Source organism: Jannaschia pohangensis (assembly GCF_900113875.1).
GTDB lineage: Bacteria > Pseudomonadota > Alphaproteobacteria > Rhodobacterales > Rhodobacteraceae > Jannaschia > Jannaschia pohangensis.
This window is the reverse complement of record NZ_FORA01000002.1, coordinates 661,427-679,530: the sequence shown is the minus strand read 5'-3', so window position 1 is coordinate 679,530 and position 18,104 is coordinate 661,427. Positions and strand designations below refer to the sequence as shown.

General features: G+C 65.3%; 21 protein-coding genes. 3 read left to right on the top strand and 18 right to left on the bottom strand.

Annotated features, from left to right (window positions below; all coding sequences use genetic code 11):
- Positions 1–9: 9 nt before the first annotated feature.
- The 15 genes from BM002_RS10435 to BM002_RS10370 form a co-directional block, all read right to left on the bottom strand.
- Positions 10–1,269, bottom strand: a complete 1,260-nt coding sequence (locus BM002_RS10435; protein ID WP_092780156.1) for a patatin-like phospholipase family protein — start codon at positions 1,267–1,269, stop codon at positions 10–12.
- A 63-nt stretch (positions 1,270–1,332) separates the two neighbouring features.
- Positions 1,333–2,610, bottom strand: a complete 1,278-nt coding sequence (locus BM002_RS10430) for an ABC transporter substrate-binding protein (RefSeq protein WP_092780154.1) — start codon at positions 2,608–2,610, stop codon at positions 1,333–1,335.
- Positions 2,611–2,684: 74 nt separating this feature from the next.
- Complete coding sequence (locus BM002_RS10425; RefSeq protein ID WP_092780152.1) at positions 2,685–3,761, bottom strand: branched-chain amino acid ABC transporter permease; 1,077 nt, start codon at positions 3,759–3,761, stop codon at positions 2,685–2,687.
- 105 nt (positions 3,762–3,866) lie between these two features.
- Complete coding sequence (locus BM002_RS10420; RefSeq protein ID WP_092780150.1) at positions 3,867–4,127, bottom strand: hypothetical protein; 261 nt, start codon at positions 4,125–4,127, stop codon at positions 3,867–3,869.
- A gap of 97 nt (positions 4,128–4,224) precedes the next feature.
- Positions 4,225–4,533 carry a hypothetical protein gene (locus BM002_RS10415; protein WP_092780148.1) on the bottom strand — a complete coding sequence of 103 codons (309 nt, stop codon included), beginning with the start codon at positions 4,531–4,533 and terminating at the stop codon, positions 4,225–4,227.
- Between the two features lie 92 nt (positions 4,534–4,625).
- Entirely contained in the window at positions 4,626–5,615 is a 990-nt protein-coding gene (locus tag BM002_RS10410; protein WP_092780146.1) for a branched-chain amino acid ABC transporter permease, read from the bottom strand.
- A gap of 3 nt (positions 5,616–5,618) precedes the next feature.
- Positions 5,619–6,197 (bottom strand): hypothetical protein, encoded by a 579-nt coding sequence (locus tag BM002_RS10405; protein ID WP_139212334.1) that lies wholly within the window; start codon positions 6,195–6,197, stop codon positions 5,619–5,621.
- Between the two features lie 5 nt (positions 6,198–6,202).
- Positions 6,203–7,261: a hypothetical protein gene (locus BM002_RS10400; protein ID WP_139212333.1), complete on the bottom strand. Its 1,059-nt coding sequence runs from the start codon at positions 7,259–7,261 to the stop codon at positions 6,203–6,205.
- Positions 7,251–7,631: a hypothetical protein gene (locus BM002_RS10395; RefSeq protein ID WP_092780140.1), complete on the bottom strand. Its 381-nt coding sequence runs from the start codon at positions 7,629–7,631 to the stop codon at positions 7,251–7,253. Before BM002_RS10395 ends, BM002_RS10400 begins: the two co-directional genes overlap by 11 nt.
- 211 nt (positions 7,632–7,842) lie before the next feature.
- Entirely contained in the window at positions 7,843–8,658 is an 816-nt protein-coding gene (locus BM002_RS10390) for an ABC transporter ATP-binding protein (protein ID WP_092780138.1), read from the bottom strand.
- Positions 8,655–9,257: a hypothetical protein gene (locus tag BM002_RS10385; protein WP_092780136.1), complete on the bottom strand. Its 603-nt coding sequence runs from the start codon at positions 9,255–9,257 to the stop codon at positions 8,655–8,657. The genes BM002_RS10390 and BM002_RS10385 overlap by 4 nt, the downstream gene beginning before the upstream one ends.
- The gene (locus BM002_RS10380; protein ID WP_092780134.1) at positions 9,254–9,508 is read right to left on the bottom strand and encodes a hypothetical protein; all 255 of its coding nucleotides are present in this window, start codon (positions 9,506–9,508) and stop codon (positions 9,254–9,256) included. Before BM002_RS10380 ends, BM002_RS10385 begins: the two co-directional genes overlap by 4 nt.
- 49 nt (positions 9,509–9,557) lie before the next feature.
- The gene (locus BM002_RS19710; RefSeq protein WP_092780132.1) at positions 9,558–10,199 is read right to left on the bottom strand and encodes a hypothetical protein; all 642 of its coding nucleotides are present in this window, start codon (positions 10,197–10,199) and stop codon (positions 9,558–9,560) included.
- A 1-nt stretch (position 10,200) separates the two neighbouring features.
- On the bottom strand, positions 10,201–10,506 hold the full coding sequence (locus BM002_RS19075) for a hypothetical protein (protein WP_139212332.1): 306 nt from the start codon (positions 10,504–10,506) through the stop codon (positions 10,201–10,203).
- On the bottom strand, positions 10,503–12,449 hold the full coding sequence (locus BM002_RS10370; protein WP_245749206.1) for an AMP-binding protein: 1,947 nt from the start codon (positions 12,447–12,449) through the stop codon (positions 10,503–10,505). Before BM002_RS10370 ends, BM002_RS19075 begins: the two co-directional genes overlap by 4 nt.
- Before the next feature lie 146 nt (positions 12,450–12,595).
- Between BM002_RS10370 and BM002_RS10365 the strand changes: the two genes are divergently transcribed.
- Together BM002_RS10365 and BM002_RS10360 are read left to right on the top strand one after the other, a co-directional pair.
- On the top strand, positions 12,596–14,500 hold the full coding sequence (locus BM002_RS10365; RefSeq protein ID WP_342707315.1) for a hybrid sensor histidine kinase/response regulator: 1,905 nt from the start codon (positions 12,596–12,598) through the stop codon (positions 14,498–14,500).
- Positions 14,497–15,216, top strand: coding sequence for a response regulator transcription factor (locus tag BM002_RS10360; protein ID WP_245749205.1), 720 nt, complete (start codon positions 14,497–14,499; stop codon positions 15,214–15,216). Before BM002_RS10365 ends, BM002_RS10360 begins: the two co-directional genes overlap by 4 nt.
- 4 nt (positions 15,217–15,220) lie before the next feature.
- Here the strand turns inward: BM002_RS10360 and BM002_RS10355 are convergent, their stop codons facing one another.
- Together BM002_RS10355 and BM002_RS10350 are read right to left on the bottom strand one after the other, a co-directional pair.
- A complete protein-coding gene (locus tag BM002_RS10355) occupies positions 15,221–16,012 on the bottom strand; it encodes a class II glutamine amidotransferase (RefSeq protein WP_092780128.1) in 792 nt (263 codons plus the stop codon).
- Between the two features lie 4 nt (positions 16,013–16,016).
- Positions 16,017–16,235, bottom strand: a complete 219-nt coding sequence (locus BM002_RS10350) for a DUF6356 family protein (protein WP_092780127.1) — start codon at positions 16,233–16,235, stop codon at positions 16,017–16,019.
- Between the two features lie 104 nt (positions 16,236–16,339).
- On the opposite strand from BM002_RS10350, the gene BM002_RS10345 reads away from it, so the two are divergent.
- On the top strand, positions 16,340–16,801 hold the full coding sequence (locus BM002_RS10345; protein WP_092780125.1) for an Lrp/AsnC family transcriptional regulator: 462 nt from the start codon (positions 16,340–16,342) through the stop codon (positions 16,799–16,801).
- Here the strand turns inward: BM002_RS10345 and BM002_RS10340 are convergent.
- On the bottom strand, positions 16,798–17,961 hold the full coding sequence (locus BM002_RS10340) for a hydantoinase/carbamoylase family amidase (protein WP_092780123.1): 1,164 nt from the start codon (positions 17,959–17,961) through the stop codon (positions 16,798–16,800). The genes BM002_RS10345 and BM002_RS10340 overlap by 4 nt on opposite strands.
- Positions 17,962–18,104: the final 143 nt, after the last annotated feature.

The following is an 18,104-nucleotide window of genomic DNA, read 5'->3' as shown; positions in this document are numbered from 1 at the left end:
GGGGTGTCCTTACAATTCGTCGGCGATGGCGCGCAATTCGGCGGCCGTCATCCAGTCGATGGGGGTGGCGCGTCCCGCTGCGACGCCGGCGTCAAAGACGGTCCGCGTCAGGCAGGGATCGAAGGTCGATGTGGGGGCGTCGTCGAACCCGCAGCCCGACAGGTCGACGACCGGAACCATCCCGCGGATTGTCCAGCCCTCGCGCCCTTGGGCGAAATTCACCGCGTCGGTGATGCTGTCGCGCTGAACCTCGTCGGCCAGCGCCTCGACCGACCGGCCGAAATAGCTCAGCAGACGGTCTTCGACCGGGCGGGTCGGCGGGGTCAGCGCGCCGTTGACCACCAGATAGGCCTCGACCCGGACGGGTCGGCCCAGGTCGCGCGCGACCCGGGTGCGGGCGGTGTCGATGGCGCGAAAGAACACCTGATCGCGCAGGCCCCCGTCGGCATAGAGCGTCCCGTTGATGACGCGCGGCGGCAACAGGCCCGGGATCGCCGCCGAGGCAAGCATCGCCTCGACGATGCAATCGGCGGCCTGCGCGGCATCGGCCATCTCGGCCACGGCGCCCAGGTCGAAAATCTCTCCGGCTGTCGTGTCGAGGTTGGTGGCCGAAATCAGAAGCTGGTCGCCTTCGCTGTGGCGGCGCGCAATCGCGCGGACCATGTCGGGCGTGACCGACCGTCGGAAGAACGCCTCCAGCGGGGCCGGATCGTTGATCGACGGCGCGCGCAGCAGGGCTGGCAACGATCTGCGGGTCGACACGCTGTCGGCATCGACCCCGCGATAGAAGTGCAGGACGCCGTCGAACTCCGGCCCGGCGAACAGGGGCACGGCGATGATCGCCCCGGCGCTGACCCCGGTGACCACATCGAAGACCGGGCGCGGCGTCGCCGGGTTCTGCGACCAGCCCGCCATCAGGCCCGCGCCGAATGCGCCCCATTGCCCGCCTGCGGACAGGGTGATGATGCGCACCGTGATGGGCCGGGCCCGCGACTGGCCGCGTGCCTGCGCCATCATCGCCGTCTCGGCCATCTCCACCGTCTGCGCTTCGAGGTCTGCGGGCGCGCGGGGTGACGCTGCGGGCGCGATGGCGTCGATCATCGCCTCGACCGCGTCGGGCGGGGCCGACTGCGTGGCGGCGGTGGTCTGCAATCCGCCGATGGGCAGGGCGGGGCAGGAATTGTCGGGCGGTCGCGCCACCGCACAGGCCGACACCCCGGTGCAAAGCACCAGCGACATCAAGGCCGAGTGAAGGGATGCGAGCGTCATTATCTTTCCGAATGGGGCGCGGGGTGGCGCGCCCCGGGGTCGGGGCGCGCCTTTTGTCGCACGTCAGCCGCAGGACGGCTCGACGTTGTTCTCGGCGGCATAGGCGGCCGAGTCCTCCGCGATCAGCGGGTCGATGACCGCGCGGTCGCTGGAAATCCAGTCGGTGAGGATCTCCCATTCGCCGGTGGACGCGTTCCACTGCTGCACCTTGCCCTGGCCCGACCCGCCGTGGTTCTCGCAGGACACGGTGAACTCGGGGCCGAAGTTGGGCATGCCGAGGCTTTCCATCAGGGCCTCGTCCACGACCAGCGCTTCCATCCCGTCGCGCATCATCTGCGGAGTGATATCCGCGACGCCGTGGATTTCCTGCGCCTTCTTGGCGGCTTCGGCGGCCAGCATCGCGGCATAGAGGCCACGGTTATAGAGCACCGTGCCGATCTGGTCGCCGTTGCCCGCAGCCATCCCGGCATCGACCACATGGGTCTGGATGTCGGCGAACACCGGGAAGTCGTCGCCCACGTTGTGCATGGCCAGCGCCTTGTAGCCGTTGGCGGCCTCGCCCACGGGCAGCACGTCATTCTCGGACCCGGCCCACCAGTTGCCGATGAAATTCTCCATCGGGAAACGGATGTTGGCGGCTTCCTGAACGGCGACCTGGTTCATCACGCCCCAGCCCCACATCACGACATAGTCGGGACGCTCGCGCCGGATCTGCAACCACTGGGACTTCTGCTCCTGACCCGGGTGATCCACGGCCAGCTGCGTCAGCTCGAACCCGTGGATGGCCGACAGCTCTTCCAGCGTGCGGATCGGCTCCTTGCCATAGGCCGAGTTGTGATAGATCAGCGCGATCTTCTTGCCTTCGAGGCTGCCGCCATTTTCCGACAGCAGGTAGTTCACGGCGATCGACGCCCCGTCCCAGTAGTTCGCGGGATAGTTGAAGATGTTGTTGAAGATCGCGCCATTGGCGGCAGAGGTGCGACCATAGCCCATGGTGTGCATGGGGATGCCATCGGCTGCGGTCTTGGGGATCAGCTGATAGGTGATGCCGGTCGACAGCGGCTGATAGACCAGCGAACCTTCGCCCTTGGTGCTTTCATAGCATTCCACACCCTTTTCGGTGTTGTAGCCGGTTTCGCACTCCAGAACGCGGGTCATGACGCCGCCGATGCCGCCGTCGCGTTGGTTGAGCAGGGTGAAATAGTCGGCATAGCCGTCGGCAAAGGGGATGCCGCCCGCGGCATAGGGCCCGGTGCGATAGCTCAGCGACGGAAACACGAGGTCCGCCATCACCGGGCTTGCGGCCATGATCGCCGCGATTGTCAAAGTTCCAAGTTTCATCGGTCTTTCCTCCCTAAGGTGTCCGATACATGTGACGGGATTGGCCCCCGCCGCCTTCCATGGTCCGCCCCGCCTCAGTGCGGGAAGGGCCACAATCTCAGTTTCTCCTTGGTCACCCGCCACAGCTGCGCCAGCCCGTGCGGCTCCACGATCAGGAAGAACACGATCAGCCCGCCCACGATGACCAGTTGAAGATGCGCCACGATGTCCGTGGGCCAGCCCAGCAGATCCACGCCCACCAGCTTGAGCACCACCGGCAACAGCACCAGGAACGCCGCCCCCGCGAAGGACCCGAAGATAGAGCCGAGGCCCCCGATGATGATCATGAACAGCACGAGGAACGACTTCTGGATGCCGAAGGCCTCGCCCACTTCGACCGCGCCCAGGTAGATCGTGAAGAACAGCGCGCCCGATATGCCCACGAAGAACGACGACACCGCAAAGGCCGACAGCTTCGCGCGCAAGGGATTCACCCCGATGATCTCGGCGGCGATGTCCATGTCGCGGATCGCCATCCACTTGCGCCCCACCGTGCCCCGGGTCAGGTTCCGCGCGACCCAGGCCAGCACCAGTACGAAGGCCAGGCAGAACAGGTACTGCGTCGCCGCCGCCGCGTTCGGGCCGGTCAGGATCAGGCCGAAGAACTCCCGCTCGGGCGCGTTGATCTGCCCCGAGGCCGAGTAGTTGTAGAACCACCCCACCTTGTTGAAGAGCCAGACAAGGAAGAACTGCGCCGCCAGTGTCGCCACCGCCAGATAGAACCCCTTGATCCGCAAACTGGGCAGGCCGAACACGACACCCACCGCCGCCGTGACAAGGCCCGACAACAGGGTGACCGTCACCATGTCCATCCAGGGAAACGCCGTCATCAGCTTGTAGGAGGCATAGGCCCCCACGGCCATGAACCCGCCCGTCCCCAGGCTCACCTGCCCGCAATATCCCGTCAGGATGTTCAACCCGATGGCCGCGATGGCATAGATCAGGAAGGGGATCAGGAAGGCGCTGGCCCAGTAGTCGTTGATGAAGAACGGAACCACCAGCACCGCCACCGCCAGCACGACGTAATACCCCACCCGGTCGAACTTGATCGGAAAGGTCTGGTTGTCCTCGGCATAAGAAGTCTTGAAGTCTCCGGCTTCACGATAGAGCATTATCGCATCCCTCCTGTCGACGTCCGGGCAGGCAGGGCAATGCCCGCACCACCAGATCTTGCAGTCGCTTTTTTTCGCTGAGCTGTCCAGAACCGGAAAAGGCCATCATGCGTCCTTCCCGGCATCAAGGTATCGCAGGACCGCCATCACGATGGCCGCCAACGCCGTGACGTGCATGATCGGATCCAGGGACCGCGAAAGCGCCGTCAGGTACAACACCCGCTCCACACTGAGGGATGTGCCATAGACACTGGTCGGTGTTGCGACCGCTTTGGCCTCCAGGACTCCCATGAAGGTCATGACGATGCCGTAGGCAAAGAGAATAGCGGGCAAAGGCCGAAGGATCGGGAGCAATCTGGATGTCATGTCATCGGCCCCCTGCGTCCCGCACCCTGATCGAAGAGGTCTGACGGGCAGCTCACGGGATTCCTCCCGTGGCACGCCGCAGGCGGTCGGGCTAGCCTCAGGCCGCGCGCGAGCGCTGCAACCGGGGTTCGGATTTGAGCGTCAACGGCCCGGTACCCCGTCCCGCCAGCCGGTCGAGAATGTCCTGCTGACCCTCGCGTATCTCTTGCAGGACGAAAGCGATCCACGCGCTGAACATCAGTGAGACGAACGCGCCGACATACCCCCCAATGAACCACAAGGTCAGTTCTTGCCCGAATGGAACAAACATGAAGCCAGTCCGCCGCATCCAGATCAGATCGGATACCAGAGCCAGAAGGCATAGCCCGGCGCACACCATGAAGAAGTATCCAAATACCTTGCCCATCCGCACGCGTCTCCAGATCCGTTCGAACCTGAAGACTGTCCGCGCAATCGGCCCAAAGCGGGACAGACCGGGGACAATTCCGGGGCGCCATCTCAAACCCGCTCAATGATCTTCTCCCCGAACAAACCCTGCGGACGCACCACAAGGAAGGCGAGCGCCAGCACATAGGCGAACCAGTTCTCGGTGGCCCCCCCAAGGTAGGGCGCGCCGATCAGGAACTCGAACAGCTTCTCGCCCACCCCGATGATCAACCCGCCGACAATGGCCCCCGGGATCGACGTGAACCCGCCCAGCATCAGCACCGGCAGGGCCTTCAGCGCGATCAGCGACAGCGAGAACTGCACCCCCGACTTGGCGCCCCACATGATCCCCGCGACCAGGGCGACGAACCCCGCGATGGACCAGACCAGCACCCAGATGAAGTTGAGCGAGATGCCCACCGACAAGGCCGCCTGATGGTCGTCGGCCACCGCGCGCAAGGCCCGGCCCTGCTTGGTGTATTGCGAAAACACCACCAGCCCGCCGACCAGCAGGGCCGCGATCACCGTCGCCACAAGGTCCAGATTGTCGATGAAGAAGCCATAGCCGAAGATCTCGAACGTCGCCCCGTCGATCCATTCGTTGATGCCTTGCGGCAGGCCGACGTCCAGCTTCTTGATCTCGGACCCCCACATCAGGTCCGCGACCCCCTCCAGGAAATACGCCAGACCGATGGTCGCCATGAACAGGATGATCGGCTCCTGATTGACGAGGTGGCGGAACACCAGCCGGTTCACCAGCCAGGCGAACACCGCCATCACCACCACCGTCAGCAGGATCGCCAGAAGGGCCGGCGCCTGCCATCCGAAATAATGGATATCGGTCCCGAAGGTCGCGTTGATCAGGTGGCTGAACGGCACCTGGCCGTTCTGGATCCCCACCAATGTCATCGCCGCGAAGAGCGCCATGACCCCCTGGGCATAGTTGAAGATGCCCGACGCCTTGAAGATCAGCACGAACCCGAGGGCGACCAGCGAATACATCACTCCCGCCATCAACCCGTTCAGGGCCACTTCTAATCCGAACAGCACTTGATCTGGCATGGTCTACTCCGGGTTGCAGGGGTTGGGGGGCGTGTTCGGCGAAGGGGGCGTTTCGGGGTCGATCCTTGATATGGCAATGTCCACTCCCTGACCCGTCAGTCCGTGGCCGATGCTCGCGAAAAGGCCGACACTTTGCTCGCACCAGACACGTGCCGGACCGCCGAGTCGGACGGGAACGGGAAAACGCGTGACAGCAGTGTCCGCCGTGACGTCGGTCATCTTGCTTTCGGCCCAGGTCATGATGTCCGGTCGAACAAGGCTCTCCTGCCATTCGTCCGTCGTGCCGACATGGCATCCGCGGACGTCAGGCGTGCCTTCTTCCAGCGTTTCCAGTCGGAGCCGCGCGCTCCACTTCGGAAGTGCTTTCGTGGGTGTGCCGACGGCCACAGACGTGCCATAAACGGTCTGCAGTGCCTCGATCACCCGCGTATCCCCCGTCCGCAGGGCGTCCAGGCACATGTCCACGCCACGGGACATGTCCGCGATCACCTCCGCTCGCGTCGGCTCGCCCGTGGCCATCGACGCAGTCGACACAAGGCCGACAGCAACCGCAGCGGCCCATAGGGGCAGGGTGGGGCACATAATCCTCATCCCGCACACATCTCGCGCAGCGTGGGATAATCCCCGGTGTCCATGGTCAGCGCGAAGGCCACGGCCCCGCCGTCCAGCGGCCTCTCCTCGAGGAACATCGCGACGCTCGGGAAACTCGGGGCGCAGGTATAGACCCCCCGGCCGCCATCGAAGCGGAAGAAACCGCCGTCATAGAAGATCGACGCAGAGACGAGCCAGTCGTTCAGCACCTCCTCGCTGGCCGTCCCCTCGACGCGGCATTCGGTGGTCGGAGCCACCCCGGTCAGCGCGACCTCCACGGGGCCGACTTCCGTCTCGACCGTGCCCCGCCGGGTACCGTCCGTGCCGGGCGCGAAACCCACCAGATCGTCAAGCGTTTCATCGTGATGCAGGGTGAACTGCCCGGGGACCGACGCCTCGCCGCTTGCCTCGCGGATCTTCTCCCACGGCTCTTTGGCAAAGGCATAGACACAGGCATAGAACAGCCGGTCCACCTCGATCAGGTCGCGGCAGGAAAATGCGTCAAGCGTCGGCGCGGTCACCTGCACGTACAGGTGGCCCACCTTGGACAGCCCGAACGCGTAATCCACCGGGGCGGCGGGGTCGGCGCAATCCTCATACTGCCAGTTTTCGTCTTCCGCCTTCCGGACCTCCAGCGTCGGGAGAATTGCAGTCGCGTCCGAGAACAGCCCGCGTATATCCGCCGCCAACCAGATCGGTCTGGAAAGGCGGCTGCCGGTGACATTGCATTGCCACAGATGCGGCGGCGCTGCCGAACCGGAACCTTCGGGCGTGGCCGGAATGAAATGCGTGAATTTCAGCGCAAGGCCCGAGGCCGGCCTGTCCTGCGTCGTCTCGAACAGGATATCGCCTGCCATCTCGAACCCGGGCTCGGGGAAGATCTCGGTCGATTTCGCCGCCACGAATGCGGCACAGTCCTGGACGGCCTGAACGACGCCCTGTCGCGGATCACCCTGTGCCGACGCCATCGTCCCGGCGCCGACCATCAGGCCAAGGACCAGACCGCCGAACGCGCGGCGGCTAGATGCGCGTCGCAATGTCTGCTCAACTCTCAAGGTCGGTCTCCTCTGCCTTCAGCCGGACGGACTCCGGTCCCATGGTGAGCGAGACCTCCATCTTCGGCTCCCGCCATGTGGTCGACCGCAGGACCAGCGCCGTGCCGTCGCCCGCGACCTCTTCCCACATCTCGAAGGCTTCGGGGCGGGACGACCACATGAGGAAGGCATTCGCCGTCTCGGCGCCCTCGCCTGCGGTCACCACCGAACACATGGCCGCGCCAAAAAGGCCGCGCCCCTCGGCGTCCAACCGGTCCGAAACCCGCACCTCGAACCCGCCCCCGTCGAAGACCGAATAGCCGTTCCCGTCATTCTTGAGCGACCGAAGCAGCGGCAGGTCCGTCGGCGCGGCCAGTTCGAAATCCGCCATCGGCGTCAGGCACCGCGCCTCGAAAGCGTCCCATGCGGGATCAGCCAGCGCCGGGCCGCCAAGGGTCAGACCGGCGGCGACCGCGCACCAGAAACCAGAGCGCCCCCGCCCGTCAACCCGTCTGCACGGGGGGTGTACGGGGGGTGTACCGGGGGTGTACGAAATGCGCCCCCCGCCTGTGGCTTCCGGGCCGCATATCCCGAAGCGCCCGTCAGTCATGGGCAACCCCCAGATAGGCGTCGATCACTGCCTGATTGTTGCGCACCTCATGGGGCGTGCCGTCCCCGATCTTCTTGCCGTAATCCATCACCACGACCCGGTCCGACAGGTCCATGACCACGCCCATGTCGTGTTCGATCAACGCGATCGTCGTGCCGAATTCGTCGTTCACATCGAGGATGAAACGCGACATGTCCTCCTTTTCCTCGACGTTCATGCCGGCCATCGGCTCGTCCAGCAGCAGAAGCTTCGGCTCTGCCGCAAGGGCCCGCGCCAGCTCCACCCGCTTCTTGAGGCCGTAGGGCAGGCGACCGACCGGTGTCTTTCTAATGGCTTGAATTTCAAGGAAATCGATGACCCGTTCGACGGCTTCGCGGTTCTCCTCTTCCTCCCGAGCGGCCTTTCCCCACCACAGCGCCTGCGTCAGCATGTTGGTCTTCATGTGCCCAAGCCGCCCGCACATCACGTTGTCGAGGACCGACATCCCCTCGAACAGGGCGATGTTCTGGAACGTCCGCGCGATCCCCTGCTGGGCGACCTCGTAGGGCTTCATCGGCGGGCGCGGTTTGCCGCGAAACCAGACCTCCCCCTCCTGCGGGACGTAGAAGCCGCTGATGACGTTGAGCATCGACGACTTGCCCGCCCCGTTCGGCCCGATGATCGCCCGGATCTCCCCCTCGCGGATGTCGAAGGAAATATCCTTGATCGCCTCCACCCCGCCAAACCGCAGCGTGATGTTGCGCATATCCATGACCACGTCGCCAATCGTGCGACCGTCCGCCGTCACTGTCTGGGGTTGGGCATTCATCGCAGGGATACCTCCTCGGGCGGGGGGCCGAAATGCTCGGACACCACAATGGCGACTTCGCCGTGATAGGCCCCGGTCATCAGGCTCACTTCAATGTAGAGGCCCTCGCGAACCGGAGCAGTCGAGGCGAGACGGCGCACGAAGTCACCCTCTTCGACGAAGAACGATCCGACCATACCTTCGGTCGGTCCCGTGATGGATTGTTCGACAAAACCGCCGTCGGCCACGAGCCTGTCGGCCAGCTCGGAAAAGGTCGCTTTGGCGGCGGCGATGGCGTCGGGACCGAGTTTCACGCGCCGTGTGTCCGACGCAACCTGACAATCGCGCAGGCCCCGCAACACCCGCGGGTCAACGGCGATCTCATCATCAGGAGTCATGGCCGCATCGCTGAACGCAGACCCTGCCACATTGTCGAGGGGGCGCAGCCCGCTCACGTCCGGGGGCGAGCCCGCGCTCATTGTGGCGATGCAGCGGTCCATCGCGATCTTGGCGACGGTTTCCGCATGTTCGGCCTCTGCCGTACCTGCGGCCAGGACGATCGCCGCGCAGAGCGTCACGCATCGGCCCCGGAGGCGCATGATGTGCTGGAGACCTGTCATTCCCGACCTCTTTTCATGGGTGCGAGTCCCCCGCCCAGCACGAGGGCCACGCCCATGCCCACAAGGATGAAAACGAAGGTTCTGATGATCCCGCCATCGCGGAAGACCAACAGCTTCCAAGACATCCCCATGCCGATCCCGGCGGCATAGATCATCGCATTTGCCAGCTTGTCCGACGCTACCCGCCGTGCCGCAAAGGCCAGTGGCAGCCCGATGGCCGTCATGATCAGGGCAAAGGTCAGCACGCTCATGCCGGTCTCCTCCGCAAAGTCACAGGGGGTTTCGGGGTCAGCCGGACCATCATTCGCACCGCTTGTCCAAACGGGACGTCGGCCATTCCCCCGCGATCAGGTTGAGATGCCCCGTTTCGCGGCTCTCGCTCAGGGTGACGCTTGTGTAAAAGCCGCGCGCATTGCGATCCCAGCTGGCAAGATGGACCAGGGTCGGCTCGGTCTCGGCGCGGCGCGCACAACTTCCGCTCAGCGCAAGGTTCAGAATGTCCGCGGCGACGAAAACCATCGCGCGATCCACGTCCAGCGACCCTTCGGTCAACGAGACCTGGCAAAAACGCTGCTCCCCGGCCTGCATCCGCGCAAGCACCTGCCCCTCGGGGCCCAGATGAAACGCGGGGTCGGAAAAGGCCGGGCTCGGCTCCGGCGTGCGCCCCAGGGCTTCCGCCGTGGTCGGCTCCAGCGCGTCCGTTTCGGCGTCGATCCCATAGGCGATCGGCCCCAGACAATGGTTCATCGCAAAGGTCATGTCGTCGCTGAGCGTCTCGGCCAAAGCCGGGGCGCCAAGCAGGCAGAAGACAACGCAGCCGATCAAACGCCGGAGGGCGGGGTTCACCCCGCCAAACCGCAGCGTAATGTTGCGCAGGTCCATGACGGTGCCCCCAATCGTCCGCCCGTCTGCGGTGGTGAAGGTGTCGGGTTGGGCGTTCATTCTACGCGCTCCCTAGAACTGGTGCGATAAACCATCCGGCACCGAGACCGAGAACGAACGGAAAAGTAGAAAACAGAGTTGAAGCAAAGCCGCCGCCGATCGCTCCAAACGCTCCTTCATATCGGTTGTGATCGTTCTCAATTTCTCGGGATTTTCCTAGGTAGTATCCAAAGGCTGCGGCAGGCCATGCCGCAACCATCGCAAATAGGGCCAATGTTCCGCCGTCGATATTGCCGCCAAGCAAGCCGCAAGCGAGGCCGCACGCACAAGCAAAGCCTGCCAGAAATTTATGGTTTGTTGTGATCACTCCGCCGCCTCCAGCACCTTGGCCGTCACCGGCACGACCTTGGCATCGCACATCTTTACCGTCGCCTTGATCTTGCCCTTGCGGCCGTCCTCATAGGTGACTTCGGTTTCGGTATAGACCTCGTCCACGCCGCTATAGAGGCCCTCGATCAGGTCGGCGTATTTCTCTTCGATGGTGCGGCGCTTGACCTTTTGGGTGCGGGTCATTTCCTCGTCGTCGGCGTCCAGCTGCTTGTGCAGGACAAGGAAGCGGTGGATCTGGCAGCCGGACAGCATTTCGTCCTCGGCCACCGATTTGTTGACCGTCTCGACATGATTGGTGATGGTTTCCAGCACGCGGGGATGCTGGGCCAGCTCCTGATAGGAGGCATAGGCGATGTTGTTGCGCTCCGCCCAGTTGCCCACGGCGGTCAGGTCGATGTTGACGAAGGCCACGCAGCGGTCGCGCCCATTGCCGAAGACCACAGCCTCATAGATGTCGGGATAGAACTTCAGCTTGTTCTCCACGAACTTGGGCGCGAACAGAGCGCCCGACGCCATCTTGCCCACATCCTTGGCGCGGTCGATGATCCGCAGGTGGCCGGTGCCTTCCTCGATGAAGCCCGCGTCGCCGGTGGCGACCCAGCCTTCCGGGTCCTTGGTCGAGGCGGTGCTTTCGGGATTGTTGTAGTATTCGACGAAGGTCCCGGGCGAGCGATAGAACACCTCGCCGTTCTCCGCGATCCGAAGCTCCACCCCCGGGGTCGGCGTGCCCACGGTGTCGGAGCGGACCTCGTTGTCCTTCTGCTGGGTGATGAAGACCGAGGCTTCGGTCTGGCCGTAAAGCTGCTTCAGGTTGATGCCGATGGAGCGGTAGAAATCGAAAAGTTCCGGCCCGATGGCCTCTCCGGCGGTATAGCCGACGCGCACCCGGCTCAGCCCCAGTGTGTTCTTGAGCGGCCCGAAGACGAAGATTTCGCCCAGTTTGTATTTCAGCCGGTCCATGAAACCGACCTCTTCCCCGTCGAGCAGTTTCGGCCCGATGGTCTTGGCGTGGGCCATGGCGCGATCAAAAAGCCACTTCTTGAAGCGGCTCGCGTCCTCCATCCGGATCATGACGTTGGTCAGCTGTGTCTCGAATACGCGGGGCGGGGCGAAGTAATAGGTCGGCCCGATCTCGCGCAGGTCGTGCATGACGGTGTCGGCGCTTTCAGGGCAATTCACACAGAAGCCGGTGACCATGGCCTGCCCGATGGAGAAGATGAAATCCCCGACCCAGGCCATCGGCAGATAGGCCAGAACCTCGTCCCCCTGCCGCAGCCCGTCGAAGCCGCTGGAGTTCTTCGACGTCTCCACGATGTTGTCATGGCTGAGCACCACGCCCTTGGGCCGCCCTGTCGTGCCGGAGGTATAGAGCATGACGCAAGTGGTGGCGCCCGTCTGCTGGGCACGGCGGCGGTCCATCTCGGCCCGGTCGGCGGCGCGGCCCTTTTCGCGCAAGGCCTCCATCGATGACATGGCGGAATGGTCGTATTTCCGCAGGCCCCGACCATCCAGATAGACGATGTGGCGCAGACCCTCGATCCGGTCCTTCACCTCGATCACCTTGTCGACCTGCTCCTGATCGGCGGCGATGACGAAGCGGGCGGCGCAGTGGCCCAGGACATAGGCCAGCTCCTCGCCCACGGCATCCTGATAGAGCGGGACGGGAATGCCACCGGCGCATTGGGCGGCGACCATGGCCATATAAAGTTGCGGGCGGTTGCGTCCGATGACGCCCACATGTTCCCCGATCTCCAAGCCCTGCACGATCAGGCCCCGGGCGATCTCCTCGATCTCGGCCCGGGCCTCGGCCCAGGTCCACTCCTGCCAGATGCCGAATTCCTTTTCGCGGTAGGCAGGGGCCTGCGCAAAGCTGGTGGCGTTGCGATCCATGAAATCCGGAATCGTCCGAAGGTCGGCCATGTCTGATCCCCCCTGTGCCGCATCCTCCCCGACGCGGCCCCGTCACCTTGGGACGCGATTCCTTCACCGGTTTTGCTGAATTGCAACGAATTGTATCAACTTGCCGCCACCCGCCGCCGTGATAGCCTTCGCGCCACGGGGGGATGATGAGCGATCGCAAGGCAATGACGACGCGGCTGACTCAGGCCGGCCTGAACCTGATCGGTCAGGGTCTGTCGATCTATGACGCCGATTTGCGCCTTGCGGTCTGCAACCGGATGTTCGCCACCATGTTCGACCTGCCCGAGGCGCTGACCGAGCCCGGGTCCGATTTTGGCGATACCATCCGACACCTTCTGGAACGCGGCGAATACGGCCCCGTCGACGATATCGACGCCATGCTGGCCGAACGTCTGGCCCAGGCCCGCGCGTTCGAGCCGCACTACCTGGAACGCACACGCCCCAATGGTCAGGTCATCTCGGTCGAGGGCGCGCCCCTGCCGCAGGGGGGCTGGGTCACCGTCTATACCGACATCACCGCGATCAAGGCGCAGGAACGGCTGCTGCGGGCCCGGTCCGAAACCCTGTCGGATCAATTGCTCGCCCGGGCCGAGGAAGTGGGGCAGGCCAACCGCCAGCTGGCCGCCGCCAATGCCGCCCTGACCGAGGCGCGCCGCGAGGCGACTGAAATGGCGGCGCGTATCCAGCTGACCACAGAGATGCTGCCCGCCCATATCGCACGGCTGGACCGCGACCGGCGTTACACCTTTTCGAACCGACGGCTTGGGGCGGTGATGCCGGGCACGCCGACCGACATCGTCGGCCTGACCATGGCCGAGGCGCTTGGCCCCCAGACCTATGCCCTGACCGCGCCGCATCTGACCCGTGCGCTCGACGGCGAGGCGTCGGTCTTCGAGATTTCGCACGAAGCCTCCAGCCGCCGCATTCGGGTCAGTTTCACCCCCGACCTCGAAGATGGTGTTGTGATCGGGGCCTATGCCCTCTCCGTTGACATCACCGAAGAGGCTCAGGCCCGCGCCGCCCTGTCGCAGGCCGCCGGGCGTCAGGTCGCCGCACAGCTCACGTCGGGCATGGCCCATGACTTCGCGAATCTGCTGACCGTGATCCTGGGCCTGAAGGACAAGCTGTCCGGTATGGACCTGCCGCCCGACGCCGCCGAGGCCATCGCCGCCATCGGCGTCGCGGCCACACGGGGCGGCACCCTGATCGAACAGATCGCGGGCCTGTCGGGGCCGCGCGACCTGCGCCCCCGGGCAACTGATCTGCGCAGGTTCCTGGCCGAAGTGGCGGTGCTGGCTGGCGCATCCCTGTCCGCCGATCTGACGCTGGACTGGGGCGTCGAGGGGTTGGAGCAGCCGGTCCTGCTCGATCCCGACGCGCTGCGCGATGCCCTTCTGAATCTCGTGTTGAATGCCCGTGACGCCATCGGTGCCGGGCCGGGCACGGTTACCATTGCCGCCCGCGCCCTGCGCGACACCTGGGTGGAACTGACGGTCACCGACACCGGCCCGGGCTTCAGCGCCGAAGCGCTGACCAAGGGGGCGGAGCCGTTCTTTACCGAAAAGGGCGAGGACGGAACGGGTCTCGGCCTGTCGATGGTCTATGATGTGGTGAAACTGGGCGGAGGTACGACCCGGCTGTCCAATGTGCCCACGGGCGGGGCGCGTGTCACCCTGCGTCTGCCGCTGCGCCAGCCGCCCCCGGGCCTGCCGCCGACGCTTGTCCTGCTGGTGGAAGACGCCGCCCATATCCGCGAAGCCGTGCGCGACCGTCTGGTTGCCGCCGGTCATTCGGTGCTCGAAGCCGCCACGGTCGACGAGGCGCGCGACCTTCTGGACATCGACGGCATCGGCCTTCTGCTGTCGGATATCATGCTGAAGTCGAGCGAGACCGGCCTCGACCTTGCCGCCCTGGCCGAGGCCCGGGGCCTGCCGGTGGCGCTGATGACGTCTCTGCCGGGGGATGCGCCTCTCTACCGCGAGGCGGCGGGACGCTGGCCCGTCCTGCGCAAGCCGTTTTCGGTGGGCAAGCTGTCGGCGGCTTTGTCGTGACGCCGCGCATCGCCCTTCTGGATGACGACCCGGCGATCCGCAGCCTGCTGTCGGAGGCCTTGACGGCGGCGGGGATGAACGTGGCGACCTATGCCCGCGCCGATGCCTTCGAGGCGGCGTTGCGCGCCGCCCCACCCGGTCAGGGGCCGGATGTCTGCCTTGTCGATCTGGGCCTGCCCGACCGGGACGGGCTGGCCGTCGTTTCGCGTCTGGCGCTCGAAGGGGGGGCGGCGATCATCATCATCTCGGGGCGGGGTCAGGTGCAGGACCGGGTGACCGGGCTGGAACTCGGGGCCGACGATTACGTGGTCAAACCCTTCGAGCCCGCCGAGATCGTCGCCCGCATCCGCGCCCGTCTGCGCAAGGCGCCGGTCGCCGCACAGGGTCGCGTCGCCACCTTCGGACCCTATACCGCCGATTTCGACCGCTTCACGTTGTCTGGTCCCGCTGACCGTGTTCCGGGGGGCGACGCGACCTTCAGCCAGGCCGAGGCAGAGATCCTGCGGCTGTTTCTGGAACGTCCCAGACGCCTTCTGACCCGGGCCGAGATGCAGGAGGCCCTGGGCGGCAGCGCATCGGACAGTTTCGACCGTGCAATGGATGTCCGCATCTCGCGCCTGCGGGCGAAACTAGGCGAGGATCCCAAGGCCCCCGCCCTCATCAAGACGATCTACGGGGCCGGGTATATCTTTCTGGGCGAGGTGACCTGGCTTTGACGGCTCAGGCGGCGGCCCGGTCGGCCAGTCCGGGAAGCGACGAGATTTCCATGGCGTCGGCCGACAGAATCACGACACCGCCTTCGGGAAGGGCCGTCCAGTTGGCCGCGCAACCGTCCAGTGGCTCCGACGCGAGTGCCCGCCCGCCGTGATCCAGAACCCCGGCGGAGACATAGAGCGTCGGGGCATGGCCGTCGCCCGAATGCCGCACCCCGATGATCCGGCTGCCATCGGCCAGGACACAGGTGATCCGGTTGGGCGCGCCGCCGCCCTGCATGCGCTCGATCCGGGCGATGGCGCGTGCCACAGCCCCGATCGGATCGTCGTCCAACCCTTCGTCCAGCATCGTCAGGAACAGGATCTCGCTGTCCGTCGTGCCTTGCCGCAGGGCATAGAGATGGTCGGGCAGGTCGGCCTCGAGGGCGCGGCGCAGCTCCGAAAAGCCTGCGATCTGGCCATTGTGGGCAAAGCTCCAGCGGCCTGACACGAAGGGGTGGCAGTTCGACCGGCTGGTTCCGCCCGTCGTCCCCGCCCGCACATGCGCCAGAAACAGCGGCGCGCGGATCACCCTGCAGAGCGACGGCAGGTTGCCATCGGACCACGCGGGGAGGACATCGCGGTAAAGGCCCGGCTCAGCGTCCTGGCCCGTGTACCAGGCCATGCCGAACCCGTCGCCGTTGACGGCCAGTTTCGCCTCGTGGGCATGTTGCGACTGCTTCAAAAGGGAATGGCTGGGCCGGGTGATGATCCGCTCCAACGCGATGGCGGGCCCGGCATATCCAAGCAGTCGACACATGGGGTCAGTGCCGGGCTTCGATCCGGGCGTGCATCTTGCGGATCAGGCGGCTGGCCGTCGTCTCGAACAGCGGCGGGATCAGCGCGTGGATCAGCGCGGCAAGGCCCGCAGCAAACAGAAGGCCTGCGAACCCGAAGGCAAAGCGCATGTGCCCGAAATAGGTCTCGTCGACCGAAGCCGGGTGATCGTGAAAGCCACGAATGAATTGTGCGATCTGGGTCATGGTCACCTCCGGTTCTGCTTGTCCGTCATCATGGTGCTGGCGGCGCGGGCAATCATCTCAATTTCGATTGTGTTGCGGGTCAAGGTTGGGATAATATCCCAAGTATGACGAGTGAAACAGACGAAACAGACCTCCGTATCCTGCGAGTCCTTCAGAAAGACTGCAGTCTGAGCCTGGATGCGCTGTCCGACCGGGTCTCGCTGTCGCGCAATGCCTGCTGGCGGCGGATCCGGCGAATGGAGGACGCGGGCATCATCCGCGAGCGGGTCGCGCATCTGGATGCGGCCAAGCTGAACCTCGGGTTGTCGGTTCTGGTGCTGATCCATGCGGGCGCCCATGAGACCGGGTGGCTGGACCGGTTTCAGGCCGCCGTCGTGGCCATGCCGGAAATCCAGGGCGCGCACCGCATGACCGGAGAGCTGGACTATGTGCTGCGCGTCCGGGTGCGCGACGTGGCCGATTACGACCGGTTCTACAAGGCGCTGATCGCGCGGGTGCAGGTGACCGATATTTCGGCCAGTTTCGTCATGGAAGACATCAAGGACACCACCGCTCTGCCGATCTAGGTCAGGCTGTCCGCCGCCCCGGCCAGGATGTTCAGACAGGTCACCAGGTCCGCCTCGGCGGTGTCTTCGGCGAAATCGTGGCTGATCCCGCCGATGGACGGCGCAAAGAGCATGGCGACCGGCAGGACGCGGCTGACGTTCGTCGCATCGTGGAGCGCGCCGGATGGCATGTCGCGCCAGGCATCGGGCGCGTGTTTGCGGGCCGAGTCCTGCAAGGCGGCGCGCAGGGTTTCGTCCATCGCGACCGGGGGCAGCACAGAGGTGTCGCTGACCGCCAGACCCAGACCGCTGGCGTCCGCCACCTGGACCAGGGCATCGCGGATGACACCCTCCATCCGGTCCAGCCGCGCCGTTTCCGCATCGCGCCATTGCACCGTGAACCGCACGCGCCCCGGGATGGCCGAGGGCGCGTTGGGGTGCAGGCTGACGTGGCCGATGGTCCAGACGGATTGGGGCGTCACGACATTGCGAAGGCGGTCGCGCAACAGATGATCGACGTCCGACAGGCCGCGCAGCGCATCGACGCGCAGGGGCATCGGTGTAGTGCCTGCATGGTTCTGCTGGCCCGTCAACTCGACCGTGATCTGGCGCAGGCCGACGATGGCGGTGACCACCCCCGCCGCCAGCGCTTCGGCGTCAAGGACGGGGCCCTGTTCGATATGCGGCTCGAGGTAGGCGGTGAACCGGTCGGGTCTGGGGAAATCGCCGGTGGCGGGCAGGGCCTGCCGCGCCGCGCCGAAGGTGACACCCTCCAGATCGGCAAGCCGGTCCGCATCTTCCAGCGTCAGCGCCCCCGTCCAGATTTCCGATCCTGTCGTGGCGCCGAACCGCCCTTCTTCGTCCTGGAAACTCACTACCGAGACGCCGGGATTGTGCCGCGCGACCGCAAGCCCCGCGATCACGCCGAGCGCGCCGTCGAGCCACCCGCCCTCGGGCTGGGTGTCGGTGTGCGATCCGATCAGGAGCGGGCCGCGCAGACCCCAGACGTTCCCCGCCGGATCGATCCGCGCCTCCAGCCCGGCTTCGGCGAATTGCGTGGCCAGCCAGTGGCGCGCGCGTACGTCCTGCGCATCGAAGGCGCGACGCACCACGCCGGTTCCCCGCCCGCCGATGGCGCGCAGGGTCCGAAGGTCATCAAGGAAGCGGTCCGAGTCGATCATTCGCCGACCCCAGGGGAAAGTGACGCCGTCCAGAACGGCCTCGGGTCCTGCCAACTTGCGAATGCCTCAGCCCAATGGAAATGGTCCGGGTCCTGCAAAGGCATGATCCGGCCAGACGCACGGGGCGACGCAGAGCCGTCGAC